At 66.6% G+C, this 26,406-nt stretch carries 18 protein-coding genes; 12 read left to right on the top strand and 6 right to left on the bottom strand.

Annotated elements, in window-relative coordinates:
• Positions 1–203: 203 nt before the first annotated feature.
• Positions 204–1,991 carry a hypothetical protein gene (locus NZU74_02775; GenBank protein MCS6880231.1) on the top strand — a complete coding sequence of 596 codons (1,788 nt, stop codon included), beginning with the start codon at positions 204–206 and terminating at the stop codon, positions 1,989–1,991.
• A gap of 280 nt (positions 1,992–2,271) precedes the next feature.
• Here the strand turns inward: NZU74_02775 and NZU74_02770 are convergent, their stop codons facing one another.
• Positions 2,272–5,229: a tetratricopeptide repeat protein gene (locus NZU74_02770; protein MCS6880230.1), complete on the bottom strand. Its 2,958-nt coding sequence runs from the start codon at positions 5,227–5,229 to the stop codon at positions 2,272–2,274.
• A 476-nt stretch (positions 5,230–5,705) separates the two neighbouring features.
• Here NZU74_02770 and NZU74_02765 point away from each other — a divergent pair, with 476 nt between their 5' ends.
• Both NZU74_02765 and NZU74_02760 read left to right on the top strand, forming a co-directional pair.
• Entirely contained in the window at positions 5,706–6,893 is a 1,188-nt protein-coding gene (locus NZU74_02765) for an MFS transporter (protein ID MCS6880229.1), read from the top strand.
• Between the two features lie 591 nt (positions 6,894–7,484).
• A complete protein-coding gene (locus tag NZU74_02760; protein ID MCS6880228.1) occupies positions 7,485–8,801 on the top strand; it encodes an acyl-CoA dehydrogenase family protein in 1,317 nt (438 codons plus the stop codon).
• A 244-nt stretch (positions 8,802–9,045) separates the two neighbouring features.
• Here NZU74_02760 and NZU74_02755 read toward each other — a convergent pair whose 3' ends face one another.
• Positions 9,046–10,269 carry a M28 family metallopeptidase gene (locus tag NZU74_02755; protein MCS6880227.1) on the bottom strand — a complete coding sequence of 408 codons (1,224 nt, stop codon included), beginning with the start codon at positions 10,267–10,269 and terminating at the stop codon, positions 9,046–9,048.
• Positions 10,270–10,427: 158 nt separating this feature from the next.
• Here NZU74_02755 and NZU74_02750 point away from each other — a divergent pair, with 158 nt between their 5' ends.
• Positions 10,428–11,438: an MBL fold metallo-hydrolase gene (locus NZU74_02750; protein MCS6880226.1), complete on the top strand. Its 1,011-nt coding sequence runs from the start codon at positions 10,428–10,430 to the stop codon at positions 11,436–11,438.
• 16 nt (positions 11,439–11,454) lie between these two features.
• Here NZU74_02750 and NZU74_02745 read toward each other — a convergent pair whose 3' ends face one another.
• Entirely contained in the window at positions 11,455–11,787 is a 333-nt protein-coding gene (locus NZU74_02745) for a hypothetical protein (GenBank protein ID MCS6880225.1), read from the bottom strand.
• Positions 11,788–11,945: 158 nt separating this feature from the next.
• Between NZU74_02745 and NZU74_02740 the strand changes: the two genes are divergently transcribed.
• Both NZU74_02740 and NZU74_02735 read left to right on the top strand, forming a co-directional pair.
• The gene (locus NZU74_02740) at positions 11,946–13,424 is read left to right on the top strand and encodes an alpha-amylase family glycosyl hydrolase (protein MCS6880224.1); all 1,479 of its coding nucleotides are present in this window, start codon (positions 11,946–11,948) and stop codon (positions 13,422–13,424) included.
• A 196-nt stretch (positions 13,425–13,620) separates the two neighbouring features.
• Positions 13,621–15,360 carry an alpha/beta fold hydrolase gene (locus NZU74_02735; protein ID MCS6880223.1) on the top strand — a complete coding sequence of 580 codons (1,740 nt, stop codon included), beginning with the start codon at positions 13,621–13,623 and terminating at the stop codon, positions 15,358–15,360.
• 141 nt (positions 15,361–15,501) lie between these two features.
• On the opposite strand, the gene NZU74_02730 is transcribed toward NZU74_02735, so the two are convergent.
• The 3 genes from NZU74_02730 to NZU74_02720 form a co-directional block, all read right to left on the bottom strand.
• A complete protein-coding gene (locus NZU74_02730; protein ID MCS6880222.1) occupies positions 15,502–15,828 on the bottom strand; it encodes an isoamylase early set domain-containing protein in 327 nt (108 codons plus the stop codon).
• A 380-nt stretch (positions 15,829–16,208) separates the two neighbouring features.
• Positions 16,209–17,330 carry a hypothetical protein gene (locus NZU74_02725; protein ID MCS6880221.1) on the bottom strand — a complete coding sequence of 374 codons (1,122 nt, stop codon included), beginning with the start codon at positions 17,328–17,330 and terminating at the stop codon, positions 16,209–16,211.
• A 304-nt stretch (positions 17,331–17,634) separates the two neighbouring features.
• Positions 17,635–18,273, bottom strand: a complete 639-nt coding sequence (locus tag NZU74_02720) for a haloacid dehalogenase (GenBank protein ID MCS6880220.1) — start codon at positions 18,271–18,273, stop codon at positions 17,635–17,637.
• 331 nt (positions 18,274–18,604) lie between these two features.
• On the opposite strand from NZU74_02720, the gene NZU74_02715 reads away from it, so the two are divergent.
• From NZU74_02715 to NZU74_02690, 6 genes are all read left to right on the top strand, one after another.
• The gene (locus NZU74_02715) at positions 18,605–19,315 is read left to right on the top strand and encodes a PIG-L family deacetylase (GenBank protein MCS6880219.1); all 711 of its coding nucleotides are present in this window, start codon (positions 18,605–18,607) and stop codon (positions 19,313–19,315) included.
• A gap of 287 nt (positions 19,316–19,602) precedes the next feature.
• Positions 19,603–20,283 carry a response regulator transcription factor gene (locus tag NZU74_02710; protein ID MCS6880218.1) on the top strand — a complete coding sequence of 227 codons (681 nt, stop codon included), beginning with the start codon at positions 19,603–19,605 and terminating at the stop codon, positions 20,281–20,283.
• A gap of 100 nt (positions 20,284–20,383) precedes the next feature.
• Positions 20,384–21,250, top strand: coding sequence for a hypothetical protein (locus tag NZU74_02705; protein MCS6880217.1), 867 nt, complete (start codon positions 20,384–20,386; stop codon positions 21,248–21,250).
• Between the two features lie 261 nt (positions 21,251–21,511).
• Entirely contained in the window at positions 21,512–22,627 is a 1,116-nt protein-coding gene (gene rpsA / locus NZU74_02700) for a 30S ribosomal protein S1 (protein ID MCS6880216.1), read from the top strand.
• 246 nt (positions 22,628–22,873) lie between these two features.
• On the top strand, positions 22,874–25,402 hold the full coding sequence (locus tag NZU74_02695; GenBank protein MCS6880215.1) for an ATP-dependent Clp protease ATP-binding subunit: 2,529 nt from the start codon (positions 22,874–22,876) through the stop codon (positions 25,400–25,402).
• Positions 25,403–25,653: 251 nt separating this feature from the next.
• On the top strand, positions 25,654–26,406 hold a 753-nt coding region (locus tag NZU74_02690), incomplete at its 3' end, for an AAA family ATPase (GenBank protein MCS6880214.1).

Here is a 26,406-nt window from a genome sequence, read left to right as displayed (position 1 = left end):
AATTCACTCTCTGATATCTTTTTCATTGCGTTGCGTTTTACGTTTCCGGACCTCGGTCGAGCGCCCTCTCTGTTCTGGAGGCCCGGCTAAGGCGTGGGGCAGGGATCCAGAACGGCGCTCCGGGTCCATCGGTCGCCGGTTCGTTCGTTCCATCGCCGGTCGTTCGTTTCGTTCTAGTTGCACGTTCGAGGAGGAAGAATCGTATGCGCATGCGAACCTGGACCGCCGCACTCGTATTCGCTCTTATCGTCCTGCTCGGCGGCGCCCGCGTCACCGCCCAGCCGCCGCAACCGGGCGAAGCCCCCACACCCGCCTCCACGCCTCTGGAGACCTTGCTCAACCCCGACGGCAGCCTGCGGCTCGACGGCTCGTTCAGCGGCGCGCTGGACGTGAGCGGCTGGCAGGTCACCCTTGACCCCGAGCAGGGGCCGATCTTTCAGCCTCAGAGCGGCCCGCCCCAGTGGACCAACCTGGGGTCCGCGCCCAACGGCGCGCTGAACAACTCGGTCTACGCCCTGGCGGTGAGCGGCGGCAACGTGTATGTGGGCGGCTACTTCACCAACGCCGGAGGCATTCCCGAAGCCGACTACGTGGCTCGCTGGGATGGGATGGCCTGGAGCGCCCTCGGCGGCAGCGGCGGCAACGGCGCGCTCAACGGCCCGGTCCTCGCCCTGGCGTTGAGCAGCAGCAACCTGTATGTGGGCGGCAATTTTAGCAACGCCGCGGGCATTCCCGAAGCCGATAACGTGGCCCGCTGGGACGGGACGGCTTGGAGGGCCCTCGGCGGCAGCGGCAACGGCGCGCTGAACAACACGGTTTACGCCCTGGCGGCAAGCGGCAACAACCTGTACGCGGGCGGCGTCTTCCAGAATGCCGCAGGCATTCCCGAAGCCGACCGCGTGGCCCGCTGGGATGGCGGCGCCTGGAGCGCCCTTGGCGGCAGCGGCGACAGCGGCGCGCTCAATAACGCAGTCTATGCCCTGGCGGTGAGCGGCGGCAACCTGTACGCGGGCGGCACCTTCCGGAATGCCGCAGGCATTCTCGAAGCCGACTACGTAGCCCGCTGGGACGGGACGGCCTGGAGGGCCCTCGGCGGCAGCGGCGACGGCGCACTGAACGGAGTGGTTGCCGCCCTGGCAGTGAGCGGCGGCAACCTGTACGTGGGAGGCGCCTTCACCAACGTCGCAGGCATTCCCGAAGCCGACAACGTAGCTCGCTGGGACGGGACGGCCTGGAGGGCCCTCGGCGGCAGCGGCGACGGCGCGGTCACCGGTCCGGTCAACGCCCTGGCGCTGAGCGGCGGCGACGTGTACGTGGGCGGCCCCTTCATCAATGCCGCCGGCATTGCCGAAGCTGACTATGTCGCCCGCTGGGACGGGGCGAACTGGAGCGCCCTCGGCGGCAGCGGCGGCAACGGCGTATTGTTTAGCGATGTCTTCGCTCTGGCGGCGAGCGGCAGCGACGTGTTCGTGGGCGGACCCTTCACCAATATCGGGGGCAACCCGGCCGCCGACTACATCGTCGCCTACGCGGTACCGCCATCGGTGAGCGCCATCACCCGGCTGAGTCCTGACCCCACCACCGCCGACAGCGTGCAGTTCCAGGTGGCCTTCGATGAGCCGGTCACTGGCGTGGCCGCGGGCGACTTCGCCCTGACGACCACCGGCGGCCTGAGCGGAGCCAGCGTCACCAGCGTCAGCGGCAGCGGCGCGACGTACACCGTTACCGTCGCCACCGGGACGGGCAACGGCACGCTGCGCCTCGATGTGCCCGCCGGGGCCACCATCACCGACCTGGCCGGGTTGAGCCCGAACAACCTCCCCTTCACCGTCGGGGCGACGTACACCGTGAACAGGGGCGGCGCCCCGACCCCGACGCCACCCGGCGGCGGCAGCCCGACCCCGACCCCGCCCGGCGGCGACACTCCAACCCCGACCCCGCCCGGCGGCGGCTTGCCTGTCAGGGTCTACCTGCCGCTGGCGCAGCGGTAAGCGCCGGTTTGGATAACCGGGTTTTCCGGTTGGGGCGTGGGAACGTTGCGCTCTCCTACACCCTCCGGTCCGTGGATTACCCACAGGTTGGAAGGGGGAGTTCAGCCCCCAACCTTGCTGCCCCTCCTGGACGCGGCAGGGGCGACCGGCCGGTCGCCCCTGCCGTGTATGCCGCCCGATATGACGCAAAGGCGTGGAGGCCCACCTCCTCGCCACCAACACTGCCTCGCGTCTTCGCGTCTTTGCGTCAATTGGCATGAAGAACGCTCCACGTTCAGGGCTACGCCCCCTCCTCCAGCACCCGCGCGACGGCCACTTCCCAGGGCGTCGCGCGGGCGCGCCGTTCGGCCTGCGCCGCCGTCGCGGGATCGAGCGCGGCGCGGGTGGCCGCCAGCACCGCCCGCGCCGCGTCCAGCGTTTCGCGCCAGGTGGCGGGATGGGCCATGGCCAGCGTGGCCAGTTCGTGGGCCTGCTCCGGCGCGCCGGTTTCGCTGAGCACCGTCGCCAGACCCACTAGGGCGTCCATGACGTAGGGCGCCACGCCTACCTCGCGGGCCAGCCGCAGCGAGGCCAGCCAGTGCCGATGCGCCGCCGCCAGATCGCGGGCGGCGTAGGCCCCCTCGGCCAGATTGGCGTGGGCCGCGGCGGCGCCGTGACGGTCGTCCAGGCTCTCGAAGATGATCAGGCTCTCGTCGAGCAACTGGCGCGCGGCGGCGTGGTCGCCCATCAATCCGAGCACCCGCCCCAGGCTGCACAGGCTCCAGGCCGCGCTCACCTGGTCGCCCATGGCGCTGAAGAGGGTGCTGCTCTCGGTCAATAGATCCCTGGCCCGGGCATAATCACCCTCGCTGCCCGCCAGGTCGCCCAGGGCATCGAGCGCCCAGGCAACGCCGGGCTGGTGGCCAAGGGCCTGGTAGGCGGCCAGGCCCTCCTCCAGCAGCCGCCGCGCGCGCGGCACGTCGTCGCGTTCGCTGGCGACGATCCCCAGCCCGGTCAGGGTGTAGGCCATATCGAGGGCCTGGTCGTGGGCGCGCAGCACCGGCAGCGCCGCCTCCAGGCGTTGCTCGGCGGCGGCGAATTCGCCGATCCAGCAGTACAACGCGCCCGCGCGCGCCCTGGCCCGCGCCAGCAGCACCGCGCGTTCCGCGGCAGACGCGCCCTCCGGCGGCGCCTGCTCCAGCCGCTCGATGAGGGACTCCAGGGCCGCGATGCCGTCGCTGTACCAGCCCCGCACCTCGTGCAGGCGATAGAAGCCGTCGAGCGCCAGGGCCAGTTCCTCCAGACACAGCTCGGCGACAGCCCAGGTCCAGGCTTTCCACACATTGTCGTACTCGCTGTCGAGTTCGGCGAGCGCCTGCCGCTGGTGGGCGCCCTGCAGGTCCTGGTTGCGCCGTTCCAGCAGCCGGGCGTAGAAACGCACAAGGCGCAGCATCGTGGCCCGTTCCTCGGCGGGATCGGCCGCCAGTTTGCGCGCCGCGAACTGCCGCAGCAACTCGTGGATGGCGTAGCGTCCGGTGCGGTCGCGCCGGATGAGGGCCTTGTCGGTGAGCGCCGCCAGGACCAGCGGCGAGGCCCCGGCCACCTCGGTCGCCGCCACGCGGGTAAAGCCATCCTCGAAGACGGCGAGCTGCCGCAGGGCCTGCTGCTCGGTGGCGCTGAGCCGCTCCCAGGTCTGCGTGAACACGCCCTCGACGCTGCGGTGGCGCTCCGGCACGTCGAGCAGGGTAGTGGTGAGCAGAGCCATGCTCTGGGTCAACTCGCGAGCGATCTCCGCCGGGGTGAGCACGCGCACCCAGGCCGCGGCCAGTTCAATCGCCAGGGGCATGCCCTCCACCAGCCGGCAGATCTCCACCACTGCTGGCAGATCCTCCGGCGTCAGTTCAAAATCGGCGCGCACCTGCCGCGCCCGCAGGGCGAAGAGTTGCACCGCGGGATAGGTGGCCGGATCGCGCGTCGCGTCGTCTTCCTCCGGAACCGCCAGGCCGGCCAGGTCTATCACCCACTCCTCCTGGAGCTTCAGGCGCTCACGGGAGGTGACCAGCAGTTTCAGCCGCCGGGTGCGGTGCACCAGGGTCCGCAGCAGCGCGGCGCCTTCCACGGCCTGATCGAGGTTGTCGAGCACCAGCAGCGCCGCGCGGTCATAGAGCGCGGCACAGAGCCGCTCAAGCGCGTCGCCCTGTCCGGTGACGCCAAGGGTCGCGCCGATGGCGGTGATCAACCGCTCGCCACTGCTCACGCCGACCAGCGAGATCTGGTACACGCCGTCGGGGAAGCGGGCCGCGTGCTGCTGCGCCGCCTGGACCGCCAGGCGCGTCTTGCCCATCCCGCCGGGGCCGATCAGGGTGAGAATACGGCAGGCCGGGTCGTCCAGGGCCTCGGCGATGCGTTGCAGCTCCTCCTCGCGCCCAAGAAAGGGGATGGCGGGGGTCTCAATTGTCATAGCCAGACCTGGACCGGCGGGAAGACGCGGCGGCGCGCTGCTCCAGCGGCTGGCCTGCGGCCCGCGGTCACCCTGGCGGATCTTCTCGTAGAGCGCCTGCGTGGCGGGGTCGGGCGCGGCCCCCAGTTCGCGTTCGAGCGTATCGGCGAGCAGGCGGTACTGGCGCAGGGCCGCTGTGCGCTGACCCGCCGCGGCGTAGAGCTGCATCAGGCGGCGATGGGCCGGCTCGTGCAGCGGATCGAGCGCCAGCCAGCGCCGGGCATAACTGATTGCGGCCTCGAGGTCGTTGGCGGCATCGGGCAGCGCACTCAGGCGGTCGAGGGCCTCGGCCAGTTCCTGGCGCAGCCGTTCGGTCTCGAAGAGCTGCCACTCCTCGAAGGCGGCGCTGCCGGGCAGGTTGAAGCCGGCCAGAAAATCGCCGCGGTAGAGCGCCACGGCCGCGCGCAGATCGGCGCGGCTGCCCGCGGCCAGATGAGCGCGAAAGCGCTCCACATCGAAGATAAAGGCCGTATCGCGCACGAGCGCCAGCCGGTCGCCATTGATGTGAAGCCATGGGCGGAAGACGGGCATCAACGCCGCCAGGGCGCGGCGCAGCCCCGCTCGCGCCACGGCCGGCTCGTCGTCGGGGAACAGCAAGGCGGCCAGGGCGTCGCGGGCATGCTCGCCCGGCTGCATCGCCAGATAGGCCAGCAGGGCCATGGCCTTGCGCCGCTCGATCGCCACCGGCGCGCCATCGGCCAGCACCTCCGGCAGGCCAAGCAGCCGTAGCTCGATGGTCAAGGGTTTGTGTTCATCCATAGCGACGCCTTACCTGGGCCTGTAGAGCTGTGGAGGTGTGGAGGTGTAGAGTTGTAGAGCTGTAGATTTATGAAGCTGCAAAAAATATCATTGATAATCGATGATTCATATCAAGTGAACACATCTCCACACCTCCACACCCCTACACCTCCACACCTCCACACCTCCACACCTCCACACCTCCACACCTCCTCCGCCCGCAGAGCTATTGTACCCGCCTTCCCATCACGTGCAACGCCATCCGCAACGCATCCCGCAACGCCAGGCGGCACGGGCGCGCAACGGCCACGGTGTAGAGTGAGCATGAACGGGGCCGAATGTGGCCCAGGGCAAACAGCCCCGAACTTCAGGTTTTTGTTGCGTGTAGCGATGTAGCCGCCACAAGCAGTGAAATCCTGTCAGGCAACGAACCCGCCCCGATCCCCGCCACGGGAGGCGGACGTTGCCACGGCCCTGGGTGTCGGACGAAGGGTACTATGTTACGGCGCATCCCACAATACTGGACCTGGCGGTTCCTCCTTGGCTTCTTCTTCCAGACCACCCCCGCCGCGATTCTTACCCCCCTGCTGACGCTAACGCTGGCCGAGCGGGGCGTGGAGGCCTGGATCATCGGCAGCCTGGCAGCCACGGGGTCCATCTCCTATATGCTGGCCCTGGCGGCCACGCCGGGCCTGGTTCGGCGTTACGGGCAGCGATCCGTCTTCCGCGCAGCGCTGGCCCTGGGCGCCATGGCGCTGGTCGGTCTGGTGCTGGTCGCCCATCCTCTGCCCCTGGCGGGCTGCTTCGCCCTGGCGGGCTTCACTGCGGGCCTGCGCTTCACCCTGGCCGAGAGCTGGGCCCCGGCGCTGGCCCTGCCAGAGCGACGCGGGCGGGTGATGGCGTTGTTCCAGACCAGCATCGGCGCGGCGCTCTTCGCCGGGGCCGGCAGCCTGCTGCTGACGGGCATTCACGGCCCGGCGCCGCGGGCGCTGGCCCTGGCGACGGGCCTGGCGGCGCTGGTCCTGCTCTGGCCCATGCCTGTGCCCGCGGCGGCCCGCGCGACGCCGCTCAAGGCCGGTCTGCGGGGCGCGCTGGCGCAGGTCGGACCGCTGGCGTTCGGCATGGCCCTGCTCGGCGGCCTGTTCGAGTCGGGGTTGAGCGTAGCCCTGCCGCTCTACGGGCTGCAAGTCGGCATTGGCTCAAGCCTGGCGACCGGCATCGTCACTGCGATGGGGCTGGGCAGCCTGGCGCAGTACCCCTTCGGCGCCCTGGCCGACCGCTGGCCGTGGCGCCAGGTGATCCTCGGAACCACCGCGGCGATCGCGCTGAGCGCGCTGCTCCTGCCCCTGGCTCACGGCGCGCCCTGGCTGCTGCTGCTCCTCGGCGTGGTCTGGGGCGGTGCTGGCGGCGGCCTGTACACCCTGGCAACCATCCGCAACAGCGCCCGCCTGCGCGGCGAGCGCCTGATCAGCGCTTCGGCGGTGACGCAGTTCGCCTACATGATCGGCGATGCCAGCGGCCCGGCCATTGGCGGCCTCGCCCTTGACCTGGCGCCGGGCTTCGGCCTGCCTGCTCTGGTGATCGGCGCCGGCCTGCTCGGATTGGGCCTCATCCTCGGCGTGACCGAGTCCGGGCAGCGCTCCCTTCCCCCCGCCAGCCCCGCCCCTGGCCGGGCCGAAGCATAGCCCGCGCCAAAACTTCGGCCCGACGTGAGTGCCGGGAATCCCGAGTTCTCCGTACCCCCTCACCCCCTCCAGCCGGCCCGGCGCCCGCCAGCGCCCTTCCACGGGCCGGGGGAACCCTTCTCAGGTGGGCACATCCTCGCGTCACATTCGCCATCCAGGGCATTGGGACGCCCAACTCCCCCCTCTCCACCTATGGTGGAGAGGGGGGAAAGGGGGTGAGGATCGGAAACGCGTAGGAATGCCGAAAACCCCTTCTCGCTCAAAAACCCTGCACCTGAGAGACAGGGGGAACCCCGTGTTCCCCACACCCCTCCGGCTCTGCTATTCCAAAATGTGAAAATCTTTTTCATTGACAAAGGGCAGAAACATGTGATATAACATGCGTAACGCATCGCGTTATCCTTCGCCTGATTCTCCTCACGTCTACCGGGAATACAGCCTCTGCCGCGCGGTGCGCAGCGTCTTGTAATCCCCGGAATGCACGGCCAAACCCGAAGGGGTGGGAGAAGAGCAGGCCCGGCGGAACAATGGCGATCCGTCGGCTGGCGACAGCGGCGTCGCTGGCGGCTATGCAACGACTGGAGGACTTCCATGGCGCCCCTTACGCTACCCCTGGCCGGTCTCACTCGACTTTTCAAGTTCCCTGACATGGTGCGATCCCTTGGCGGGGTCAGTCCGCAAGAGATCGGCCTGTTACTGAAGAGTATTACGAGCAAGCGGCGCCCGCGGGCGCTGCCGCCGATCAACAGCGACTTCTACGACATCAGCGATATGCTGACGGCAGAAGAACGGGCCGTGCAGCGGGGCATCCGCGCCTACATGGAGCAGCGGGTGCGCCCGATTATCGGCGAGTACTGGGAGCGGGGCGAGTTTCCCCACGAATTGCTCCCCTCCTTCGCCGCAATGACCAGGGACGTGCTCGGCGATCGTCTCCACGGCATCAGCGGCATCGGCCCGGTCACCGGCGGCATTATCGCGATGGAGCTGGCCCGCGTTGACGCCTCGATCTACACCTTCCTCGGGGTGCACTGGGGCCTGGCAATGGGGTCAATCGATCTGTTTGGCAGCGAGGAGCAGAAGCGGCGCTGGCTGGGGCCAATGCAGCGCTTCGAACTGATCGGCACATGGTCGCTCACCGAACCCGAAGTCGGCTCCGGCGCAGCGGCAGGGCTGACGACCACGGCGCGCCGCGATGAGCACGGCTGGGTGCTCAACGGCGCCAAGAAGTGGTGCGGCAACGCGCCCTTCGCCGACCTCAACATCGTCTTCGCCCGCGACATGAGCGACCACCAGGTGAAGGCCTTCGTCGTTGAACGCGGCGCGCCCGGCTATCACATCGAGAAGCTGGAGGGCAAGACCGCCCTCCGGGTAGTGCAGAACGCTAATGTGCGCCTCGAACAGGTGCGCGTGCCCGAAACCAACCGGCTCCCCGGCGTGCGGAGCTTCCGCGATGTCGCCCGCCAGTTGGGCATGGCCCGCGGCCACGTAGCCTGGGCGATGACCGGCGTGGCCATGGGCGCCTACGAACGCACCCTGGAGTACGCTAACCAGCGCATCCAGTTCGGGCGCCCCATCACCGGCTTCCAGTTGGTGCAAAACGGCCTGGTGCGTATGCTGGGCAATGTGACCGCCATGCAGACCCTCTGCATGCGGCTCAGCCAGCTCCAGGCCCGCGACGGCAAGATCAGCCAGGAGCGCGCCTCGCTCGCCAAGGCGTTCTGCGGCGAACGCTTGCGCGAGACCGTGGCCATCGGGCGCAGTATCCTCGGCGGCAACGGCATTCTGCTCGAGCACGAGGTGGCGCGCTACTTCGCCGATGCCGAGGCCCTCTACTCCTACGAGGGCACCCACGAGATGAATACGTTGATCGTTGGCCGGGCGATTACAGGGATGAGCGCGTTTCTGTAAGGGCCTGCCGGCCCGGTTGCGAGGAAGAACCTTTCGCGGGGAGGGCTTCGCTCTCCCACGCCACCTCCCGCCACGTTCTCAGGTGTAGGGTTTTTTCCGGCGCATGCTCGCGTCGCATGCGCCATCCGGGGCATTGGGACGCCCAACTCCCCCCTCTCCCGCCTGCGGGAGAGGGGGGCGGGGGGTAAGGACCGTAAGCGCATTGGAATGCCGAAAACCCCTGCTGAGCTCCCGCCACGGCCGATCAGGGGGCGACGCTTTCAATCCCGCGGGGAGGGCGGCTCCAGGCCGGGCTTTTTCCCCGCAGCGCAGCGACGATCTCGGCGCCGAGCATGGCCGCCTCGCGGAGCCGGGGCGGACTGACCCAGTCCGCCGTGTCGGCGCGCGTGTGCTCGAGCGGCTGGCGGGCGGCAGCCGAGAAGGCTACGGCGGGCACGCCGCGCTGCGCGAAGAAGCCGTGATCGCTCTCCAGCCACGGCGCCGCCCGGACCACGCCGGGGTAACGGCGCAACACCTGTTGCAACACCTCCGCGAAGGCTGGCGAACCGGCAATGAGCGCAATGCTGTTGGGCGCCAGCCACTGCCCGACGCCATCGAAGTTCAACACCGCGACAACCGCTTCGAGATCGGCGCTGGATTGGCGGATGTACTCCGCGGCGCCCGAGGGCGGGTACTCCCCGCCATTGAAGGCCACGACCTCCAGGCCGATGCTGAGCTGATGCGCTCCCAGCATCTCCGCCAGCGCCAGCAGCACGGCTACGCCCCCCGCATTGTCGGAAGCGCCCGGCGTGTCGATCTTCGTGTCAAAGTGGGCGCAGAGGAGGACACGCGGCTCATCCTGCCCTCCCAGCCGCCCGATCACATTGCAGGCGCCGCCTATGCCGCGCCGAGTGTTGATCCGCAGGCGCACCGGCACACCCGGCTGCCGCACCAGCAGCAATCCCGCCTCGGCCGAGACCGTTGCCGAAGCCAGCGGGAAATCGGGGTCCTCAATCAACCGGGCCAGCGCCCCCGCGTGCGTCTGCACCATCAGCACCGCCTCCGGCGCGCCTTTCTCCAGGGCGGTGAGGATCGCCGAGTCGTGCTCGCCCCTCCACGGCCAGGAGCCGGGCGCCAGGGGCGCCGCGGCCACCTGACCGTAGAGCACCGCCACCCGCCCGCCCATCGGCAACGTTTGAAGCTCGGCCAGGGCGCCGGCCGCCACCGCAGGCGCCTGGACGTCGCAGGGCGGCGAGAAGGGATTCGCGCCGACCGGCGCCGCGACGCCCCCCACCTCCAGCGTTGTCCCCAGATCCTCCCACGTCGGGCACTGGTAGGCCTGAAGTTCGACCGTAAAACCGGCGCTCTCAAGGCTGCGCGCGATGTAGCCTGCCGCGGCCACATTCGCCGCCGATCCTGCCGGACGGGCGCCGATCGTGCGGCTGAGATGGATGAGATGCCGGTTCAACTCATGCTCAATGTGGGTCATGCGCCATCCTCCTGCCGCCCTACTGTAGCAGGTATGCGCCTGCGCTTGCAGGAAGTCACCCTTACCGGGCGTATAGTTCCGTTAACCTGAAGCGCCCATGCCCGTCGTGCCGTACAATAGGCACTGGCTCCGCGCGGATTCCGAGGAGGTCTGGCGCTATGGTTCAGGAGGGGATTACCCGCTATGAAACGGCAGGCGGGGCGCGCATCTACCGTCTGCCCGTGCAGGTCTTTCCGGCGCTTCGCGCCTATGTGCATCTGGTCATCGCTGGCGACTATGTCGCCTTAGTGGACACCGGCAGCGGGCAGGGTTCCAGCGATGCCGACCTGCTCCGGGGAATGGCGCGCATTCGCGACGAGTGGGATGAAGCGGTGAACTGGGCGGATATTGATCGCATTGTGCTCACCCACGCTCATATCGATCACCACGGCGGCCTCAGCACCGTGCGCAGCCTTACCTCCGCGCCCCTCGCCGTGCACGAACTGGATCGGCGGGTGATCGTCAACCACGAAGAGCGCCTGACCCTTATGCGCTTTCGTCTGGGCGTCTTTCTGCGGCGCGCCGGGGTGGACGATGCGCGCTGCGCGCGCATGCTCGCGATGTACAGCGGCGCGAAACACGGCGTGCGCTCAATGCCCGTGGAAGATGTGCTGCACGATGGCGACCTGCTCGACGGCGTGTTCCGCGTGATCCACGTCCCCGGTCACTGCCCTGGCCAGGTGTGCCTGCAAGTTGACGACGTGCTGCTCACCGCCGATCACGTGCTGCCCAACTTCTCGCTGTTCCTCTCGCCCGAGAGCCTGACGGCCTCCAACGGCGTTGGTCACTTCTTGCTCTCGCTCCGCAAGGTCGCCGCCCTCAGCGATGTGCGCCTGGGCCTGGGCGGACACGATCGCCCGGTGCTTGATCTGGGAGCGGCGGTGGCGAAGATTGAGACCACCCAGCGCCAGCACATTGAGCGCGTCTACGACGCCTGCGCCCGGCCAAGCACCATCGCCGAACTCACCGCCCGGCTCTACCCGTTCGTGCGCGATTACGACGAACTGCTCGCCCTCCAGAAGGTGGGCGCGTATGTGGAGTATCTGGATCAGCGCGGCATGCTCGCCATCGCCAATCTGGCCGAAGTGGCCGAGGACGACACGGCCGCGCCGCGCTACCTGGCGATCTGAAACAACACCCCACGTCTCAGCCGGAAACGAGCGCCAGTTCACCGTTCTCGTCCACAGTCCAGACGGTTCCGTCGCTGGCCACGACCCCGGCCGCGCGCCAGCGTTCGGGCAGAGGGCGGGGCAGGGCCAGGAGACCTCCGCCGGGCGTGTCGAGCAGGGTAAAATCGAGTTGACCGCGTTCGGCCACGTCAACCCGCACCCGCCAGCAGCCGTTCCACTCACGGTAGAACTCGTAGCGCAATTCTACTTCACCGAGCATGCGGGTCAGGGTGTTGTAGATGCAACGCCGCGCAATCGGCGCGCGGCGCCGCAGGTCGGTTAACGGTACGGGACGTTGTGACGCGTTCATCAGCGGGTCCTCCATTGCTGGACGGCGGAGCTGAGCGGTTCATGATTGCCGCAAATTGCAGCAAACCGTCGCGCAACCTTCCAGGTTGCGCGCTCCGGGTTTTGCATTGTACCGCACGGTGCACGTGGTAGCGGCAGCGCTGCCGGGAAGGAGCTGTTATGTCAAACTGGCCCACGCGCCCGGTTATTTACGAGATCAACACCTGGGTCTGGCTCGGTGAGTTGAGCCGGCGGCATGCTCAACCGATTACCCTGGCCAACGTGCCTGAGTCGGTCTGGGATGCGCTGGCAGGCTGGAACATTGACGCGGTGTGGCTTATGGGCGTCTGGGAGCGTAGCCCCGAAGGTCGCCGCATCGCCCTCGCCAATGAGCAGGTGATGGCCGGGTTGCGCCAGACCCTGCCCGATCTGCGGCCCGATGACGTGATCGGTTCGCCCTTCTGCATCCGGCGCTACGAGGTCGATCCGCGCCTTGGCGGGCCGGAGGGCCTGGCCCGTGCCCGCGAGGCCCTCGCGCGCCGGGGCATCCGGCTCATCCTCGACTTCGTGCCCAACCATGTCGCCCCCGATCATCCCTGGACGGTCGAGCATCCGGAGTATTTCATTCAGGGGAGCGAGGAGGATCTGGCCCGGGCCCCGACGGACTGGCTGCGCGTTGGCCCGGCGATCTTCGCCCGCGGGCGCGACCCGCACTCCGCACCCTGGCCCGATGTGCTGCAACTGAATGCCTTCAACCCCGAGTTGCGCGCCGCGGCCAGCGCCACCCTGCGCGACATCGCCGCCCGGTGCGACGGCGTGCGCTGCGATATGGCCATGCTGCTGATGAATGATATTTTCGCCCAGACCTGGGGCCAGCGGGCCGGCCCGCCCCCGGCCGCCGAGTACTGGGCGGAGGTGATCGGCTCGGTTCGCCAGGCCGTCCCCGAGTTCATCTGGATCGCCGAGGTGTACTGGAACCGTGAGTGGGCCCTGATGCAGCTCGGCTTCACCTTTTGCTACGACAAAGTGCTCTACGACCGCCTCGCCGATGGCGACGCCGGTCAGGTGCGCGCCCACCTGATGGCCGCGCCATCCTTCCAGGCGCGCCTGGTGCGCTTCATCGAAAACCACGACGAGCCGCGGGCCGCTACACGCTTCGGCCCCGTTCGCCAGCGGGTCGCCGCCGTCGCCGCCATGACCCTGCCGGGGGCGCGGCTGCTCCACGAGGGGCAGTTCGAGGGCCGTACCGCCCGGCTCCCCGTCTTTCTGGCCCGCCGCCCGATTGAGATCCACGACCAGCAATTGCCCGGCTTTTACCGCCGGCTGCTCGCCGCCCTTCGCAGCGAGCCGTTCCGGCGCGGCTCCTGGCACCTCTGCGTCTGTGATAACCAGGACGATCCGCGGGGCAGCCGCAACCTGCTGGCCTGGCTGTGGACCAGTGAGGCCACCTGGACGCTGGTAGTGATCAATCTGGGCGACACGCCGGCCTATGGCCGCGTGCATATGGCCTGGGACGGCCTGGCGGGCCAGCGCTGGACGCTCGAGGATGTCCTCAACGACGCGACCTACGAACGCGACGGCGACGAGATGCACCAGCGCGGGCTGCACGTCATTCTGCCCGCCTGGGGCGCGCACCTGTTCCTGACCAGCGCCCGGTGAAGAGAGCGGCCCCCCCCGGCGGTGAGATCTTCTCTCTTGGCGCGCCGCGCGGCTGCTATGATGATGCATGTGGAACACCCCTCCGGGGTGCTCCCCTCTGAGGTGCACGCACCCCTCCAGGGTGCTCCCCTCTAAGGTGCATGGCGCACCCCTCTGGGGTGCTTCCCTCTGGCACATTTCATAGCGGAGAGGCACCATGGATACACTCGCGCAACGGGCCAACCACGGCGCCGGTCTCGACCGGCTGTTGCACGCCTGGCAGGGACGCTTTACGCTGGGCCTCTCGCCCGCGGCTCTGATCCTTGCCTATGTAGACTGGCTCACCCACCTGGCCAACGCTCCGGGCAAGCAGCAGGCCCTGGCCCAGCTCGCCCTGGCTCAGCTCGTGACGTTTAATCGCTATGCGCTCGGGGCCGCGCTCAATCCCCAGACCCCGCCCGATGACCCCGATCTGCCCGAAGACCGCCGCTTCGCCGCCCCGGAGTGGCAGCTCTGGCCCTTCAACCTCTACGCTCAGGCGTTCTTGCTGGCGCAGCAGTGGTGGAGCGCAGCCACCACCGGCGTGTCAGGCGTGTCACGCCATCATGAGCAGGTGACCACATTTGCGGCCCGTCAGTTGCTCGACATGCTCGCTCCCACCAACTTTCTGCTGACCAACCCGGAAGTGCTCCACGCCACCTGGCGTCAGGGCGGAACCAACCTGCTGCGGGGCGCGCTCAACGCCCTGGATGACTGGAAGCGCTGGATCGACGGGCGCCGGCCCGCTGGCGCGGAGCAGTATGTGCCGGGGCAGAATGTGGCCATTACGCCGGGGAAGGTCGTGTATCGGAACCACCTGATCGAGTTGATCCAGTACGAGCCGATGACCGAACAGGTGTACGCCGAACCGCTGTTGATCGTGCCCGCCTGGATTATGAAGTACTACATCCTCGACCTCTCCCCTCACAACTCCCTCGTTCGCTACCTGGTGGAGCAGGGTTATACGGTGTTCATGATCTCCTGGAAGAACCCCGGCCCCGAGGATCGCGATCTGGGCATGGACAACTACTTCCGCGACGGGGTGATGACTGCGCTGGACGTGGTGGGGGCAATCGTGCCCGGGCGCAAGATCCACGCCGCTGGCTACTGCCTCGGCGGCACCTTGCTGACCATGGTCGCCGCCGCCATGGCCCGCGACAACGACGAGCGCCTGCGGAGCGTCACCCTCTTCGCCGCGCAGACCGACTTCAAAGAGGCCGGCGAGTTGACCCTCTTCATTGACGAGAGCCAGGTGGCCTACCTCAACGACATTATGGCCGTGCAGGGCTACCTCGACTCTTCGCAGATGGCCGGCGCCTTCCAGTTGCTGCGCTCGCAGGATCTGATCTGGTCGCGGATGATCCGCGAGTACTTGCTGGGCGTGCGCGAGCCGATGAACGACCTGATGGCCTGGAACGCCGACGGCACGCGCCTGCCTGCCCGAATGCACGCCGAGTATCTGGTGCGCCTGTTTTTGAACAACGACCTGTTCGAGGGGCGCTACCGCATTGGCGAGCGGCCCATCGCGCTTAGCGACATCCGCGTGCCGCTCTTCGTCGTGGCTACGCGCACCGACCACGTCTCGCCGTGGCGCTCAGTCTATAAATTGATGCTCCTTGAAGATACCGAGGTGACCTTCTTGTTAACCACCGGAGGACACAACGCAGGGATCGTCAGCGAGCCGGGCCACCCGCGCCGGAGCTACCAGGTTGCCACCAGCTACCCCAGCGACAAGTATGTGGACCCCGACACCTGGCAGGCGACCGTGCCGGTCCACGCTGGCTCCTGGTGGCCAGAGTGGAACCGCTGGCTGGCCGCTCGTTCAAGCGGCATGGTCCCGCCGCCGCCCATAGGCGCCCCTGAGAGCGGCTACGCGCCGCTGATGGAAGCGCCGGGAACCTATGTGTTCCAGACGTGAGCAGGGATGGGCGCAGCGCTTCTCTCCACGACCTGGCGGGCCGGACCATCAATTACCACCGCAAAAAGAAAGGGAGGGCCAGGCCCTCCCGCATCGTTCCACCTTCGGTGGCGGCGTACGCTCGAGTTCCCCGTTTCGCGATTAGCCTGTCAGCGCCAGTTCATCCGCCTGGGCGATCTCAATCGGGATCATCGCCACCCGCGGCCCGGAGTTGTCCCGAGTATATCTGGCAGTGCTGTACTCGCTACACCAGTACTTTCCGTCCACCAGATAGGCGTAGTAGCACGTGCTGCCCGCCGGCACGGTCACCGTCGCCTCCCAGTACTGTTCACCGCGACGCATCGGCGTGGCCGACGTGCTCCAGTTGTTGAAATCGCCTACGAGATGAATGCTATCGGCCCAGATCTGCGCTGGCAGGCGAAAGACCACCATCACCTGCTCGTTATTGAGTGGAAGTTGCACGATCATCGGAGTACCCCCTGTGTGTGTCCATCTGCCCGGCGAACGCTGCCGGTAGCGCCTGGGCACGCCGGAGGATATGGGTGGCTTTTCACTATTTCATAAAGCCTTGCCCGTTGACGGCTCGCTCGTGCCTGGAACGGGCCGTCAAAACCCTCCTCCTGCCTGTCTGATACTGAGGGTACCATTCCTCACGCGCTGCGTCACTCCGTACCACTACGCGACGCGCGTCACAATCGGCGCGCAAGCATGGCTTTCTTATGAGGCAAACCCCGTACTTCTACGGAGGGGGTGTGCAGTTCTGAGGCATTCTAATGGCAAATCGTTGACACCTGGCGCCGTGGAGCAACCCTCCGGCTTGCTCCCCTCCGGCTTGCTTCGCCGGTCATTCACCCTCGTGGGGTGCGATACGGCCCCAGGTAGCGCTGTACGAGCGCCAGGTCGAACTCCTGCTGGAGCCAGGTGCGGGCGCCCTCGGCGGTCGCGGCCAGAGCGTGGCCGAGTTGCCGGCAGATCGCGTCGGCGAGAAACTGCGGCAGCGGCTCCTGGATGCTGCTGACGCGCAGGGCGCTGCGGAAGGTGGCCAGCACTGCGCCCAGCGGCTCGCGGGCGATCAGCGCCGCCGGCAACTCCAGACGGTAGGCCGGCCCCAGGCCGTCGGGGCGGTAGTAGAGCACGTAGAGTTGCCCGTAGCCGCGCTCGATCGCCGCGCGCCGGTCGCGAAAATCGGCTATCGCCGGGCTGTGGTAGCCGGTTAGCAGGTGCGGCCGATCCTTACGGATCAGCGGGGCCGGCAAGGCGTATTCGCCGGGATTGAGCACGCTGGTCCACAGGGTGCGATCAGTGACCATGCCGCTCAGGCGCGGCGCCAGCTCCAGTACGTCATCGGCGGCGGTGGCGGCCTTGGGGTGCGCCACCACGCGCCGGCACTCCAGCACCAGTCGCCAGTCCTCATCTTGAAAGAAGGCTTCGATCAGCGGACGGAACGCCTCCCACCAGCCTGGCGGCCTCCCGTAGCGGTGATCCTGCGCGTAGCGCACCAGCAGCCGGTTGATCTCTAGCAGCAGCGAGTAGAACGAACCGTCAAGCACAAAGAGACCGCTGCTGGTGCTCCGAATGCGCCGCGCCAGCAGTCGCACCTCCAGCACCGCGCGCAGCCCGCCCAGAATGGTGTCCAGTTCCTCGACCGGGGGAAGCAGGCAGACGCGCACGTCCTGGTCGGTAAGGGCGGCCTCTTCCACCGCGGCGGCGGCAATCGCGGCAAAGGTCGCCCCCGCGGCGGGCACAGCGGCGTGGGCCCCATCAACGGCGCAGAGGCGCCGTGCCGGCCCATCGGGAGCGGCTTTGATCCGCCGGTCGAGGACGGCCCGCAGACGCTCACGCTCGCCTGCCAGGGCGCGCAGCGTCTCGCGGCAGGCCTCGGCGCAGGCGCCGATCTCCCGTAACACCGCCGCGGGCAGCGCCGCGGTGCCGATGCGCCGCAGGTCCGGTTGTTGACCGGCATGGTTCATGGGATCATCCTTTCCAGGCCATTACGTAGTCTGTGAACTAAAGGTTCCTGGCACTTCCGCCCCCTCCCGGCCTCCCCCCGCCGGGGGGAGGCGCCGAACGCCCTCCCCCGGCGGGGGAGGGTTGGGGAGGGGACGGGTTAGCGCAAAACTTCGTTCACAGACTATTAAGGGGTGAGTCTGGAAGCAGTGCGCCCTCCTGAAAAGCCCCGGGTTCGTTCCTGGCCGGTTGGAAGGGCATGGGGGAAAACCGGGTTTCCCGATACCCCTGCCTGACGGAAGGGCGTGGGACGGTCAGCCCTCCTGATTATGCCTCGTGCAGCCCCAGGCGGCGTTCCAGATCACGCATGGCGGCCACCAGTTGATCCTGACGAATGGCGGCGCTAATGTCGCCACGGGTGCGCTCGAGTACAGCGCGCAGCGCATCGGTGGTGCGCCGCAGGCCGCCGGTGATCGCGTCGGGATAGTCAACCGTCACCAGGGCCGCATAGATGTCGTCCATCAACTGTAGCAACATCTCTCCTCTGGCCGTCTCTCCCCGGCGCAACCCGTCGAGTATGGCCCGGCGCAACTCGCTGGCCGCCTCGGCCAGTCCGTTGAGGTACGGCGCCGGATCAACCCCCAGCGCTGCCGCGCCTGGCGGCTCGCGTCCGGCCAGAAAGGCCAGCACCAGATGGGCCTCGGCGTACTCCTTCAGCGCGTCCTGGGTGTAGCCAGCGGCGCGGATCTCCAGGTTGTCGGCCGTTGCCGCGTTAATCTGCGCGACGACCGCCCCGGCTGCCGCCAGCAGCCGCTCCGCCTCGGCAAAATCGCCCCGATGAGTCGCGCGGATGCTGTTGGCGCACAGGCGGATCAACCCGCGTGACACTCCGATGACCTGCTCGCGCGCCTCGTGACTGGCGTCAATCTGCGCGACGCACTCCGCCACCAACCGGTCAATGCTCATATGTTCTCCTTTGGTACGAGGGTATTATAGTCGCTGATGCGCCGTTCCGCACGACGCCACGCATGGATTGCGCCGAAACCACGCTCGCCCCCCTGCCCGGCGCGCAACGTGGCCGGAACGTTTCGTCACACCCCCTGCGATCCCGCGAGTCCCCCTGGACAGTTCCCCGCACGATCGTGTAGACTAAGACGTGGTTTCGCCGCGCAGCCTGTTGCGTTACCATCGTTGTTTTCCTCCGTCCGCGGTGGCAGGCTCGTTCGGGCTTTGCCGGGGCGCGACCGCTGCGAGCGGAACAGGAATGGCAACGCAGGGCTGAACCATGGCTAAAGCTATGATCCATCAGAAACACAAACTCACCATCCTGGCCGTCGTCGCTCATCCCGACGATACGGAGTTTGGCATGGCCGGTTCCGTCGCCCGCTGGACGGCCGAGGGCCACACCGTGATCTACTGCATCGTCACCGATGGCGCCGCTGGCTCCAACGAACCGTCCGTCGATCCGCAGACGCTGGTCGAGACGCGCCGCGCCGAACAGGTGGCCGCCGCCGCCGTGACCGGCGTGCACGACGTTCGCTTCCTCGGCTACCCCGATGGCTCGCTTCAACCGACGCTGGAACTGCGTCGCGCCATTACCCGCCTGATCCGCGAGGTGCGGCCTGATCGGGTTATATGCCAGGATCCGACAACTTACTTCTTAGGTCACAACTACATCAACCATCCCGACCACCGCGCCGTCGGCGAAGCCACCATCTACGCCGTGTTCCCCAGCGCCGAAACGCGCCACATCTTCCCGGAACTGCTCGCCGAGGGCCTGGAGCCGCATAAGGTTGCCGAGCTTTATCTGGATTTGACCCTCCATCCCGACACCTATATTGACATCAGCGATACGATCGATCGCAAACTTGCCGCAGTCAATTGCCACCGCTCCCAGGTTGGCCCCGATGCCATAGCCATGGTGCGCCAGTGGGCCGCCGACGCCGGCGCCAGGGCGGGCTATGCCTATGCCGAAGCCTTCCGCGTACTGCGCCTGATAGAAAACTAAGCCGATAGCGTTCACCTCTATCGAACACATTCGCAGCAGATGAGCGTAAAGAGCCTGGAAAGCTCATACTCCAGGTTCCTCTGCGTACTCCGCGGTTACATCTGAACACATACACGAAGCTCTTCCGGGAGGGCACGGCCCTCCCAGATTTTCCTTGCGTTCCAGATGTCGCCGCGCTTGAAGGGCCATCCGCGGCGAATCCCGAACCCTCCCGCCTGCCTGCGTTGCCAGGCGTCGCAACAGGCCGTATACTTGGAGCCAGGTATACAAGTCAGCCCTGGCACGCCATGACCACGCAGCGTATTCTGATCATCGAAGACGAACCGGAGATCGCCAATTACCTCCGCCGCGGCCTGGCGCTCGAAGGCTTTCAGGTGACCGTGGCCGCCGATGGCCCCACGGGCCTGGCCGCTGCCCGTGAGATGCCGCACGACCTGGTCATCCTTGACCTTATGCTCCCCGGCATTGATGGCCTGGAGGTGGCCCAGCGCCTGCGCGCCGCCTCGGATGTGCCGATCATCATCCTCACCGCGCGCGATGCTGTGGCCGACCGGGTGCGCGGTCTGGAACATGGGGCCGACGACTATCTGGTAAAGCCCTTCGCCTTTGAGGAACTGCTGGCGCGCATCCGCGTACAGTTGCGCCGCCGTCAGGCCAGTTCCGGTAGCGAGGTGCTCCGCTTCGGCAACCTGACCCTCGATACCGCCGCCCGCGAGTTGCGCGTCGGCGAGCGCCGGGTTGAGTTGACGGCCAAGGAGTACGACCTGCTCGAACTCTTTATGCGTCACCCCAACCAGGTGCTCACCCGTGAGGTGATCTACGACCGCGTCTGGGGGTACGACTTCGGTGGCGAGAGCAATATTATCGAGGTGTACGTTCGCTACCTGCGCCAGAAACTCGAGGCCCACGGCGAACCCCGCGTGATTCACACCGTGCGTGGCGCCGGCTACATTCTCCGCGAAGAGTAAGATATTGTAATCTGCGATCCTTTGTCGTCGCTCCGCTCCGGTGCTATGCTCATACGCCCATGCCGGGCGTTTGAGCAACCCGCTTCGCACCGGGACCTGTATGTGTCTGCTCACCACTCCCCAGGCGGGGCGTCGGCTACGCTCCATCCTGGCTATCGCCGCCCTGATGGCGACCGCGACCGCGATCCTTTTCGTCCCCCGGCTTGCCCTGCTCCCGCTCCTGTTCACCGCCCTGGTGGTCGTCTGGGATCGGCTGGCGATTGAACGCGACCTGCGGCGTCTGGCCGCCAGCGTGGCCGACGTCCAGACCGAAGCCAAACTGGAGATTACCGGCGGGGCCTGGGGCGAGTTGTGTCATGCGGTCAACCGGCTGCGCCAGCAACGTCGCGCCACCCGGCAACTCCAGCGGCTGCTCCCTGAACTCCCGCCGGTTGAGGATCTGCTGGAAGCGGATCTGCCCCCTGAGGGGCTGCCGTGCGACATTGCGGCGCTGGCCATCGCCCTGCCGGAGGGTCCGCCACACATAGCGCGCCTGCGTGAAGCCGCCGCGCTTGCCGCCGACGGCGCCCGGCGTCACGAGGGCCTGCTTATGCGCTTCGGACAGCACCTGGTGGTAGTGTTCGGCGTCACGGGTCGGCAAGGCCCGGCGACCCTCCTGCGAAATGCCCACCAGACCGCGCGCGCTATGCATTCCCGCTGGAACCTTGACGCCACGCGGCGACCCCGTCTGGCTCTGGTCGCCGGTCAGGCCCGCCTGGCAATCCTCCCCGGCCTTGGCCTGAGCGTAATCGGCCCCCCCGTTGAACAGGCCCTCGCCCTCCTCAATCACGCCGATGAGGACCTGCTGCTGTGCAATGAAGAGGCCTACCTCGGCCTCCGCCGCCTCGGCCTGGCGCCGATCCAGTTCGCCAGCCAGCGCCCCATTACCGGCGCCGGCCATCCTGACGCCTACGCCATCCCCCTCTAACACGGGTTTTCGGCGCCAACCGCCGTGTTTAGCGCGTTAGCACGCCCTGCGCGGTGATACACCCTTGCGTTTTGATCTTGCGCGGCGTATAATGTTCAACGGTTGAACAGTACATCTTACACGCCGCGTCTTCGGGTCCCTCGCGTTGAGCAAGGACGGCGCATGGAAGAGTCGAAAGGGATCGCCGCAGAGTCCGGAGCGTCTTCCTCGCCGCACCACGGTGAGAATGGATCCGCGTCCGAAGCTGAGGATATGGCTCTAATGGAGCAATACCTCAGGGACCCTGCGCACGAATACCGCAATCTCAAGTATGGCGACACGGTTGACGGCAAAATCATGCGCGTTGACCGTGACGAGATACTTGTTGACATCGGCGCCAAGGCCGAAGGCGTCGTCCCCGCCCGTGAGATGCAATCTCTCACCCCCGAAGATCGCGCCGCCCTCAAAGTCGGAGATACGCTGCTGGTCTTTGTCGTACAGTCCGAGGATAAAGAAGGGCGGGCCATTCTTTCGATCGACAAGGCGCGACAGGAGCGGAGCTGGCGGGCGCTCCAGGTCGCGTATGAACGCGGTGAGGTGATCCGGGCGCGGGTAGTGAATTATAACAAGGGCGGGCTGCTGGTCAACCTTGATGGGGTGCGCGGCTTCGTGCCCGCCTCCCAGGTCTCGGGGATCAGCCGTGGACCCGATACGCAGAAACAGTCCGATATGGCCAAAATGGTCAATACGGAACTGCCGCTAAAGGTGATTGAAATCAATCGCAACCGCAATCGGCTCATTCTCTCCGAACGCCAGGCGGTTCAAGAGTCGCGTGAATTGAAGAAGGACGAACTGCTGTCCAACCTCCGCGAGGGGGATGTACGAACGGGCGTGGTCAGTTCGGTGTGCGACTTCGGGGCGTTTGTTGACATCGGCGGCGCCGACGGGCTGGTGCATCTGTCCGAGATTTCGTGGAGCCGGGTTAAGCATCCATCGGAGGTGTTAAAGGTTGGAGATACGGTGCAGGTTTATATCTTGAGCATCGATCACGAACGCAAGCGGATCGCCCTGTCGATCAAACGAACCCAGAGTGAACCCTGGACTCGCGCGGGCGAGAAGTATCACCTCGGCCAGATCGTGGAAGGCACGATTACCCAGATCGCCTCGTTTGGCGCCTTCGCGCGGATCGAGGATGGCATCGAGGGGCTTATCCACGTCTCCGAGATGGGTGATGAGCGCATCCAGAACCCCCGGGACGTGCTCACCGAAGGACAGACTGTTCGCGCGCGCATTATTCGGATTGATCCAGCCCGCAAGCGCATGGGGCTTAGCCTGCGTCTCAACCCCGACGTGAGCGAGGAAGCTGACGCCGAGGAGCCGATGGATACAGCATCCTGATGCAATGAGGCGCTACATCCGCGGTGTGAGTCAGGCGTTCGGGAAGCGGCAACCTCCCGCTCGTCAACTACCCGCAATCCCCCGCAGAGTCCACCGGACCCCGCTATTTCAATGGTATGGATCTGAGGAGCCCCGATGCCTGCTCAGACTCCAGGCTCTGCCGGTATACCGGGCATCGGTCGCCTGTACGTTCATCCCTGTGGGCGCACCTGCGACTGGTTCAGGGATAGTTAGTGGAGAACTTCCATGTCAGATCTTTACAGTAAGTTTACCAAGCGGGCCAAGCAGGTGTTGCAGCTCGCACACGAGGAGGCGCGCTCGTTTAATCACCCGTATATCGGCACCGAGCACATCCTGCTCGGGCTCATTCGCGAGAGTGAGGGGATCGCCGCGCGCGTCCTCGATGACCTGGGGGTCAAGCTGGCCCAGGCGCGCAGCGCCGTCGAGTTCATCGTTGGCGTCGGGGAAGGCGCCCCCGCGGCCGATCAGGAACTCACCGCTCGCGCTCAGAAGGTCATTAAGTATGCCATCGAAGAAGCCAATCGCCTGAATCACCACTATATCGGCACCGAACACCTGCTCCTCGGGCTGGTGCGGAACGGTGAGGGCGTGGCCACCGGTGTGCTGGACATTATGGGCGTGAGCCTGGAACAGGTGCGCAATCAGGTGATGCGCGTCCTGCGCCACGGCACCACCGGCACCGCCGAACAGCGCGGCGCCACACCTGGAACTACCGCTCAGCGCCAGTCGAAAACACCCTACCTCGACGCTCTGGGCACCGATCTGACCGAGATGGCCGAGGCTGGCCGCCTTGATCCGATTATTGGTCGCCAGCACGAGATTGAGCGTGTTATTCAGATCCTCTCCCGCCGCACCAAAAACAATCCAGCTCTGATCGGTGAACCCGGCGTCGGCAAAACCGCGATTGTTGAGGGCCTGGCGCAGCGCATCGTGCAGGGCGACGTGCCCGACAGCATCAAGGGCAAGCGCGTGGTCACGCTGGATATGGGCGCCCTGGTGGCCGGCACCAAGTACCGCGGCCAGTTTGAGGAGCGTCTCAAGCGCGTGATTGATGAAATTAAAGAGACCCGCTGCATCCTCTTTATTGATGAGTTCCATACCATCATCGGGGCCGGCGGCGCCGAGGGCACGCTCGACGCGGCCAATATCCTCAAGCCGGCCCTCTCGCGCGGCGAATTGCAGACCATCGGCGCCACCACGCTCGATGAGTACCGCAAGTACATCGAGCGCGACGCCGCCCTTGAGCGCCGCTTCCAGCCGGTGATGGTCGAGGAGCCTAGCCTTGAGGATACGGTGCAGATCCTTCGCGGCATCAAGTCGCGCTATGAGGATTTCCATCAGTTGCAGATCAGCGACGAGGCGATCAAGGCCGCCGCGGCCCTTTCCGCCCGCTATGTGCCTGATCGCCAACTACCCGATAAGGCCATTGACCTGATTGATGAGGCCGCCAGTCGCGTGCGCATGTACCGCAGCGCCACCCCCCCACAGCTCCGCGATGCCCTCCGCGGCCTTGAGGCCCTGCGCAAGGAGCGCGAAGCGGCCCTCGAAGACAAGCAGTACGAACTCGCCAGCGACCTCCGCGAGCGCGAAGAGCGCATGCAGATGCGCATCAGCGCTATCGAACAGGAAATCGGCGCCGCCCGCGGCTCTGATCGCATCATCGAACGGCCCTATGTCACCGAGGAGGATATCGCCGAGGTGGTGGGGATGTGGACCGGTATTCCCGTCACCCGCCTTAAGGGCGATGAGACCGTTCGCCTCTTGCAGATGGAGGAGTTCCTCCACAACCGGGTGATCGGCCAGCAAGAGGCTATTGTGACCATCTCCAAGGCCGTGCGCCGCGCCCGCGCCGGGCTGAAGGACCCCAAGCGCCCTATTGGCAGCTTCCTCTTCCTTGGCCCCACCGGCGTGGGCAAAACTGAACTCGCCAAGACCCTGGCCGAGTTTATGTTTGGCTCTGAAGAGAGCCTGATCAAGATAGATATGTCCGAGTTCCAGGAGCGCCATACCACCTCGCGCCTGGTGGGATCGCCGCCCGGCTACGTCGGCTACGGCGAAGGCGGCCAGTTGACCGACGCCGTGCGCCGCAAGCCCTACTCGGTCGTGCTCTTCGACGAGATCGAGAAGGCCCACCCCGACGCCTTTAACCTGCTGCTCCAGGTGCTCGAAGACGGACACCTCACCGATGGCAAGGGCCGCAAGGTGGACTTCCGCAACACCATTATCATCATGACCTCCAACGTCGGCACGGAGCATATCCGTCGCGCCAGTCGCATCGGCTTTGGCACCAATGCCGATGAAATTGACCAGACCGATATGCGCCGCAAGGTGGACGATGCCCTTAAGGCGCTGTTCCGCCCTGAGTTCCTCAATCGCATTGATGCCAAGATCATCTTCCAACCGCTGACGAATGAGGAGATTCAGCAGATCACCCGATTGATGCTCAATCGGGTGCAGAAGCAGCTCGACGAGCACCAGATGCGGCTGGACGTGCGGCAGGACGCCCTCGATCTCCTGGCCCGCCGCGGCTACGATCCGGCCTTCGGCGCCCGCCCCCTGCGTCGCATCATTACCGATCTAATCGAGGACGCTCTTGCCGAGGGGTTGCTCGAAGGGCGCTTCCGAGAGGGCGATACGATCATCGTTGACACCGAGGGCGATACCATCCGGCTCCGCGCCCTGCGCGAGCTTGAGGGTCAAAGCGGCAACGAAAGCCCCCAGCAGGCCGAAGAAAGTCCGGCCCTCGTGGAGTAGAAATATGGCGGCGAAGGAGTGCGGGGAGGCGGCGCCTCCCCGCACTTTTTTCTGCCTGTAGCACAAACCGGGGGGTTGCGTCCTCCGCGCCGCTCCCTGAACAGCGCAGGCGCATCACCGCCGGGTCTCATTCGGACGTCATATACCGCAATCCGGCGGCGCTCGGCCGTTGCGACAGGATGCCGCCCTGCTGCAAACCCTCATCTACGATGGTTCATCGTAGCCCTGGTCCGCGTGGTATAATCCGGTGTATGGGCAAAACGCGCACAAGCTATGTCTGCCAGCAGTGCGGCGCCCGGCAAACCCGCTGGATGGGCCGGTGCTCTGATTGCGGCGCCTGGGACAGCTTTGTGGAACAGGTCGAGGATCGCGGTTCCGCCGTCCGCGCGCACCACAACGGCGCAACTGCCCGCCCCGTGCGCCTGCGCGACGTGTCCACCGCCGGCTTTCGGCGCCTCGACGTGTACACCGGCGAACTCGCCCGCGTCCTTGGCGGGGGTCTGGTACCTGGCTCGGTGGTGCTTATTGGCGGCGACCCCGGCATTGGCAAGAGCACCCTGCTCACTCAGGTGGCGGCCCACTTCGCCGCCGCCGTCGCCCCGGCCCTCTACGTGAGCGCCGAGGAGTCCGCCCAGCAGATCAAACTGCGCGCCGAACGCCTGAACCTCCAGCACGATGACCTGTTCGTGTATGCCGAAACCAGTCTGGACGCGGTGCTCCGGCAGATCCGCGCCATGCGTCCAGGGCTGGTCATCGTCGACTCGATCCAGACGGTCTACCTGGAGGATCTGGCCAGCGCCGCCGGCAGCGTCAGCCAGGTGCGCGAGGGCGCGCTGCGCCTGATGCACGTGGCCAAGGAACTGGGCATCCCCATCGTCCTGGTGGGGCACGTCACCAAAGAAGGCGCCATTGCCGGGCCGCGGGTGCTCGAACACATCGTTGACGTGGTGCTCTACCTGGAGGGCGACCGCGTCCACCAGTACCGGCTGCTGCGGGGGGTGAAG

This window comes from Chloroflexaceae bacterium, assembly GCA_025057155.1.
Classification (GTDB): domain Bacteria; phylum Chloroflexota; class Chloroflexia; order Chloroflexales; family Chloroflexaceae; genus JACAEO01.
This window is presented reverse-complemented; position numbering and strand designations above follow the sequence as displayed.

What these genes read in the sequence shown, in the direction of transcription:
- NZU74_02775 (MCS6880231.1), top strand. Translation starts at nt 204, where the DNA reads ATGCGCATGCGAACCTGGACCGCCGCACTCGTATTCGCTCTTATCGTC.
- NZU74_02770 (MCS6880230.1), bottom strand. Translation starts at nt 5,229, where the DNA reads ATGGATGAACACAAACCCTTGACCATCGAGCTACGGCTGCTTGGCCTG.
- NZU74_02765 (MCS6880229.1), top strand. Translation starts at nt 5,706, where the DNA reads ATGTTACGGCGCATCCCACAATACTGGACCTGGCGGTTCCTCCTTGGC.
- NZU74_02760 (MCS6880228.1), top strand. Translation starts at nt 7,485, where the DNA reads ATGGCGCCCCTTACGCTACCCCTGGCCGGTCTCACTCGACTTTTCAAG.
- NZU74_02755 (MCS6880227.1), bottom strand. Translation starts at nt 10,269, where the DNA reads ATGACCCACATTGAGCATGAGTTGAACCGGCATCTCATCCATCTCAGC.
- NZU74_02750 (MCS6880226.1), top strand. Translation starts at nt 10,428, where the DNA reads ATGGTTCAGGAGGGGATTACCCGCTATGAAACGGCAGGCGGGGCGCGC.
- NZU74_02745 (MCS6880225.1), bottom strand. Translation starts at nt 11,787, where the DNA reads ATGAACGCGTCACAACGTCCCGTACCGTTAACCGACCTGCGGCGCCGC.
- NZU74_02740 (MCS6880224.1), top strand. Translation starts at nt 11,946, where the DNA reads ATGTCAAACTGGCCCACGCGCCCGGTTATTTACGAGATCAACACCTGG.
- NZU74_02735 (MCS6880223.1), top strand. Translation starts at nt 13,621, where the DNA reads ATGGATACACTCGCGCAACGGGCCAACCACGGCGCCGGTCTCGACCGG.
- NZU74_02730 (MCS6880222.1), bottom strand. Translation starts at nt 15,828, where the DNA reads ATGATCGTGCAACTTCCACTCAATAACGAGCAGGTGATGGTGGTCTTT.
- NZU74_02725 (MCS6880221.1), bottom strand. Translation starts at nt 17,330, where the DNA reads ATGAACCATGCCGGTCAACAACCGGACCTGCGGCGCATCGGCACCGCG.
- NZU74_02720 (MCS6880220.1), bottom strand. Translation starts at nt 18,273, where the DNA reads ATGAGCATTGACCGGTTGGTGGCGGAGTGCGTCGCGCAGATTGACGCC.
- NZU74_02715 (MCS6880219.1), top strand. Translation starts at nt 18,605, where the DNA reads ATGATCCATCAGAAACACAAACTCACCATCCTGGCCGTCGTCGCTCAT.
- NZU74_02710 (MCS6880218.1), top strand. Translation starts at nt 19,603, where the DNA reads ATGACCACGCAGCGTATTCTGATCATCGAAGACGAACCGGAGATCGCC.
- NZU74_02705 (MCS6880217.1), top strand. Translation starts at nt 20,384, where the DNA reads ATGTGTCTGCTCACCACTCCCCAGGCGGGGCGTCGGCTACGCTCCATC.
- rpsA (MCS6880216.1), top strand. Translation starts at nt 21,512, where the DNA reads ATGGAGCAATACCTCAGGGACCCTGCGCACGAATACCGCAATCTCAAG.
- NZU74_02695 (MCS6880215.1), top strand. Translation starts at nt 22,874, where the DNA reads ATGTCAGATCTTTACAGTAAGTTTACCAAGCGGGCCAAGCAGGTGTTG.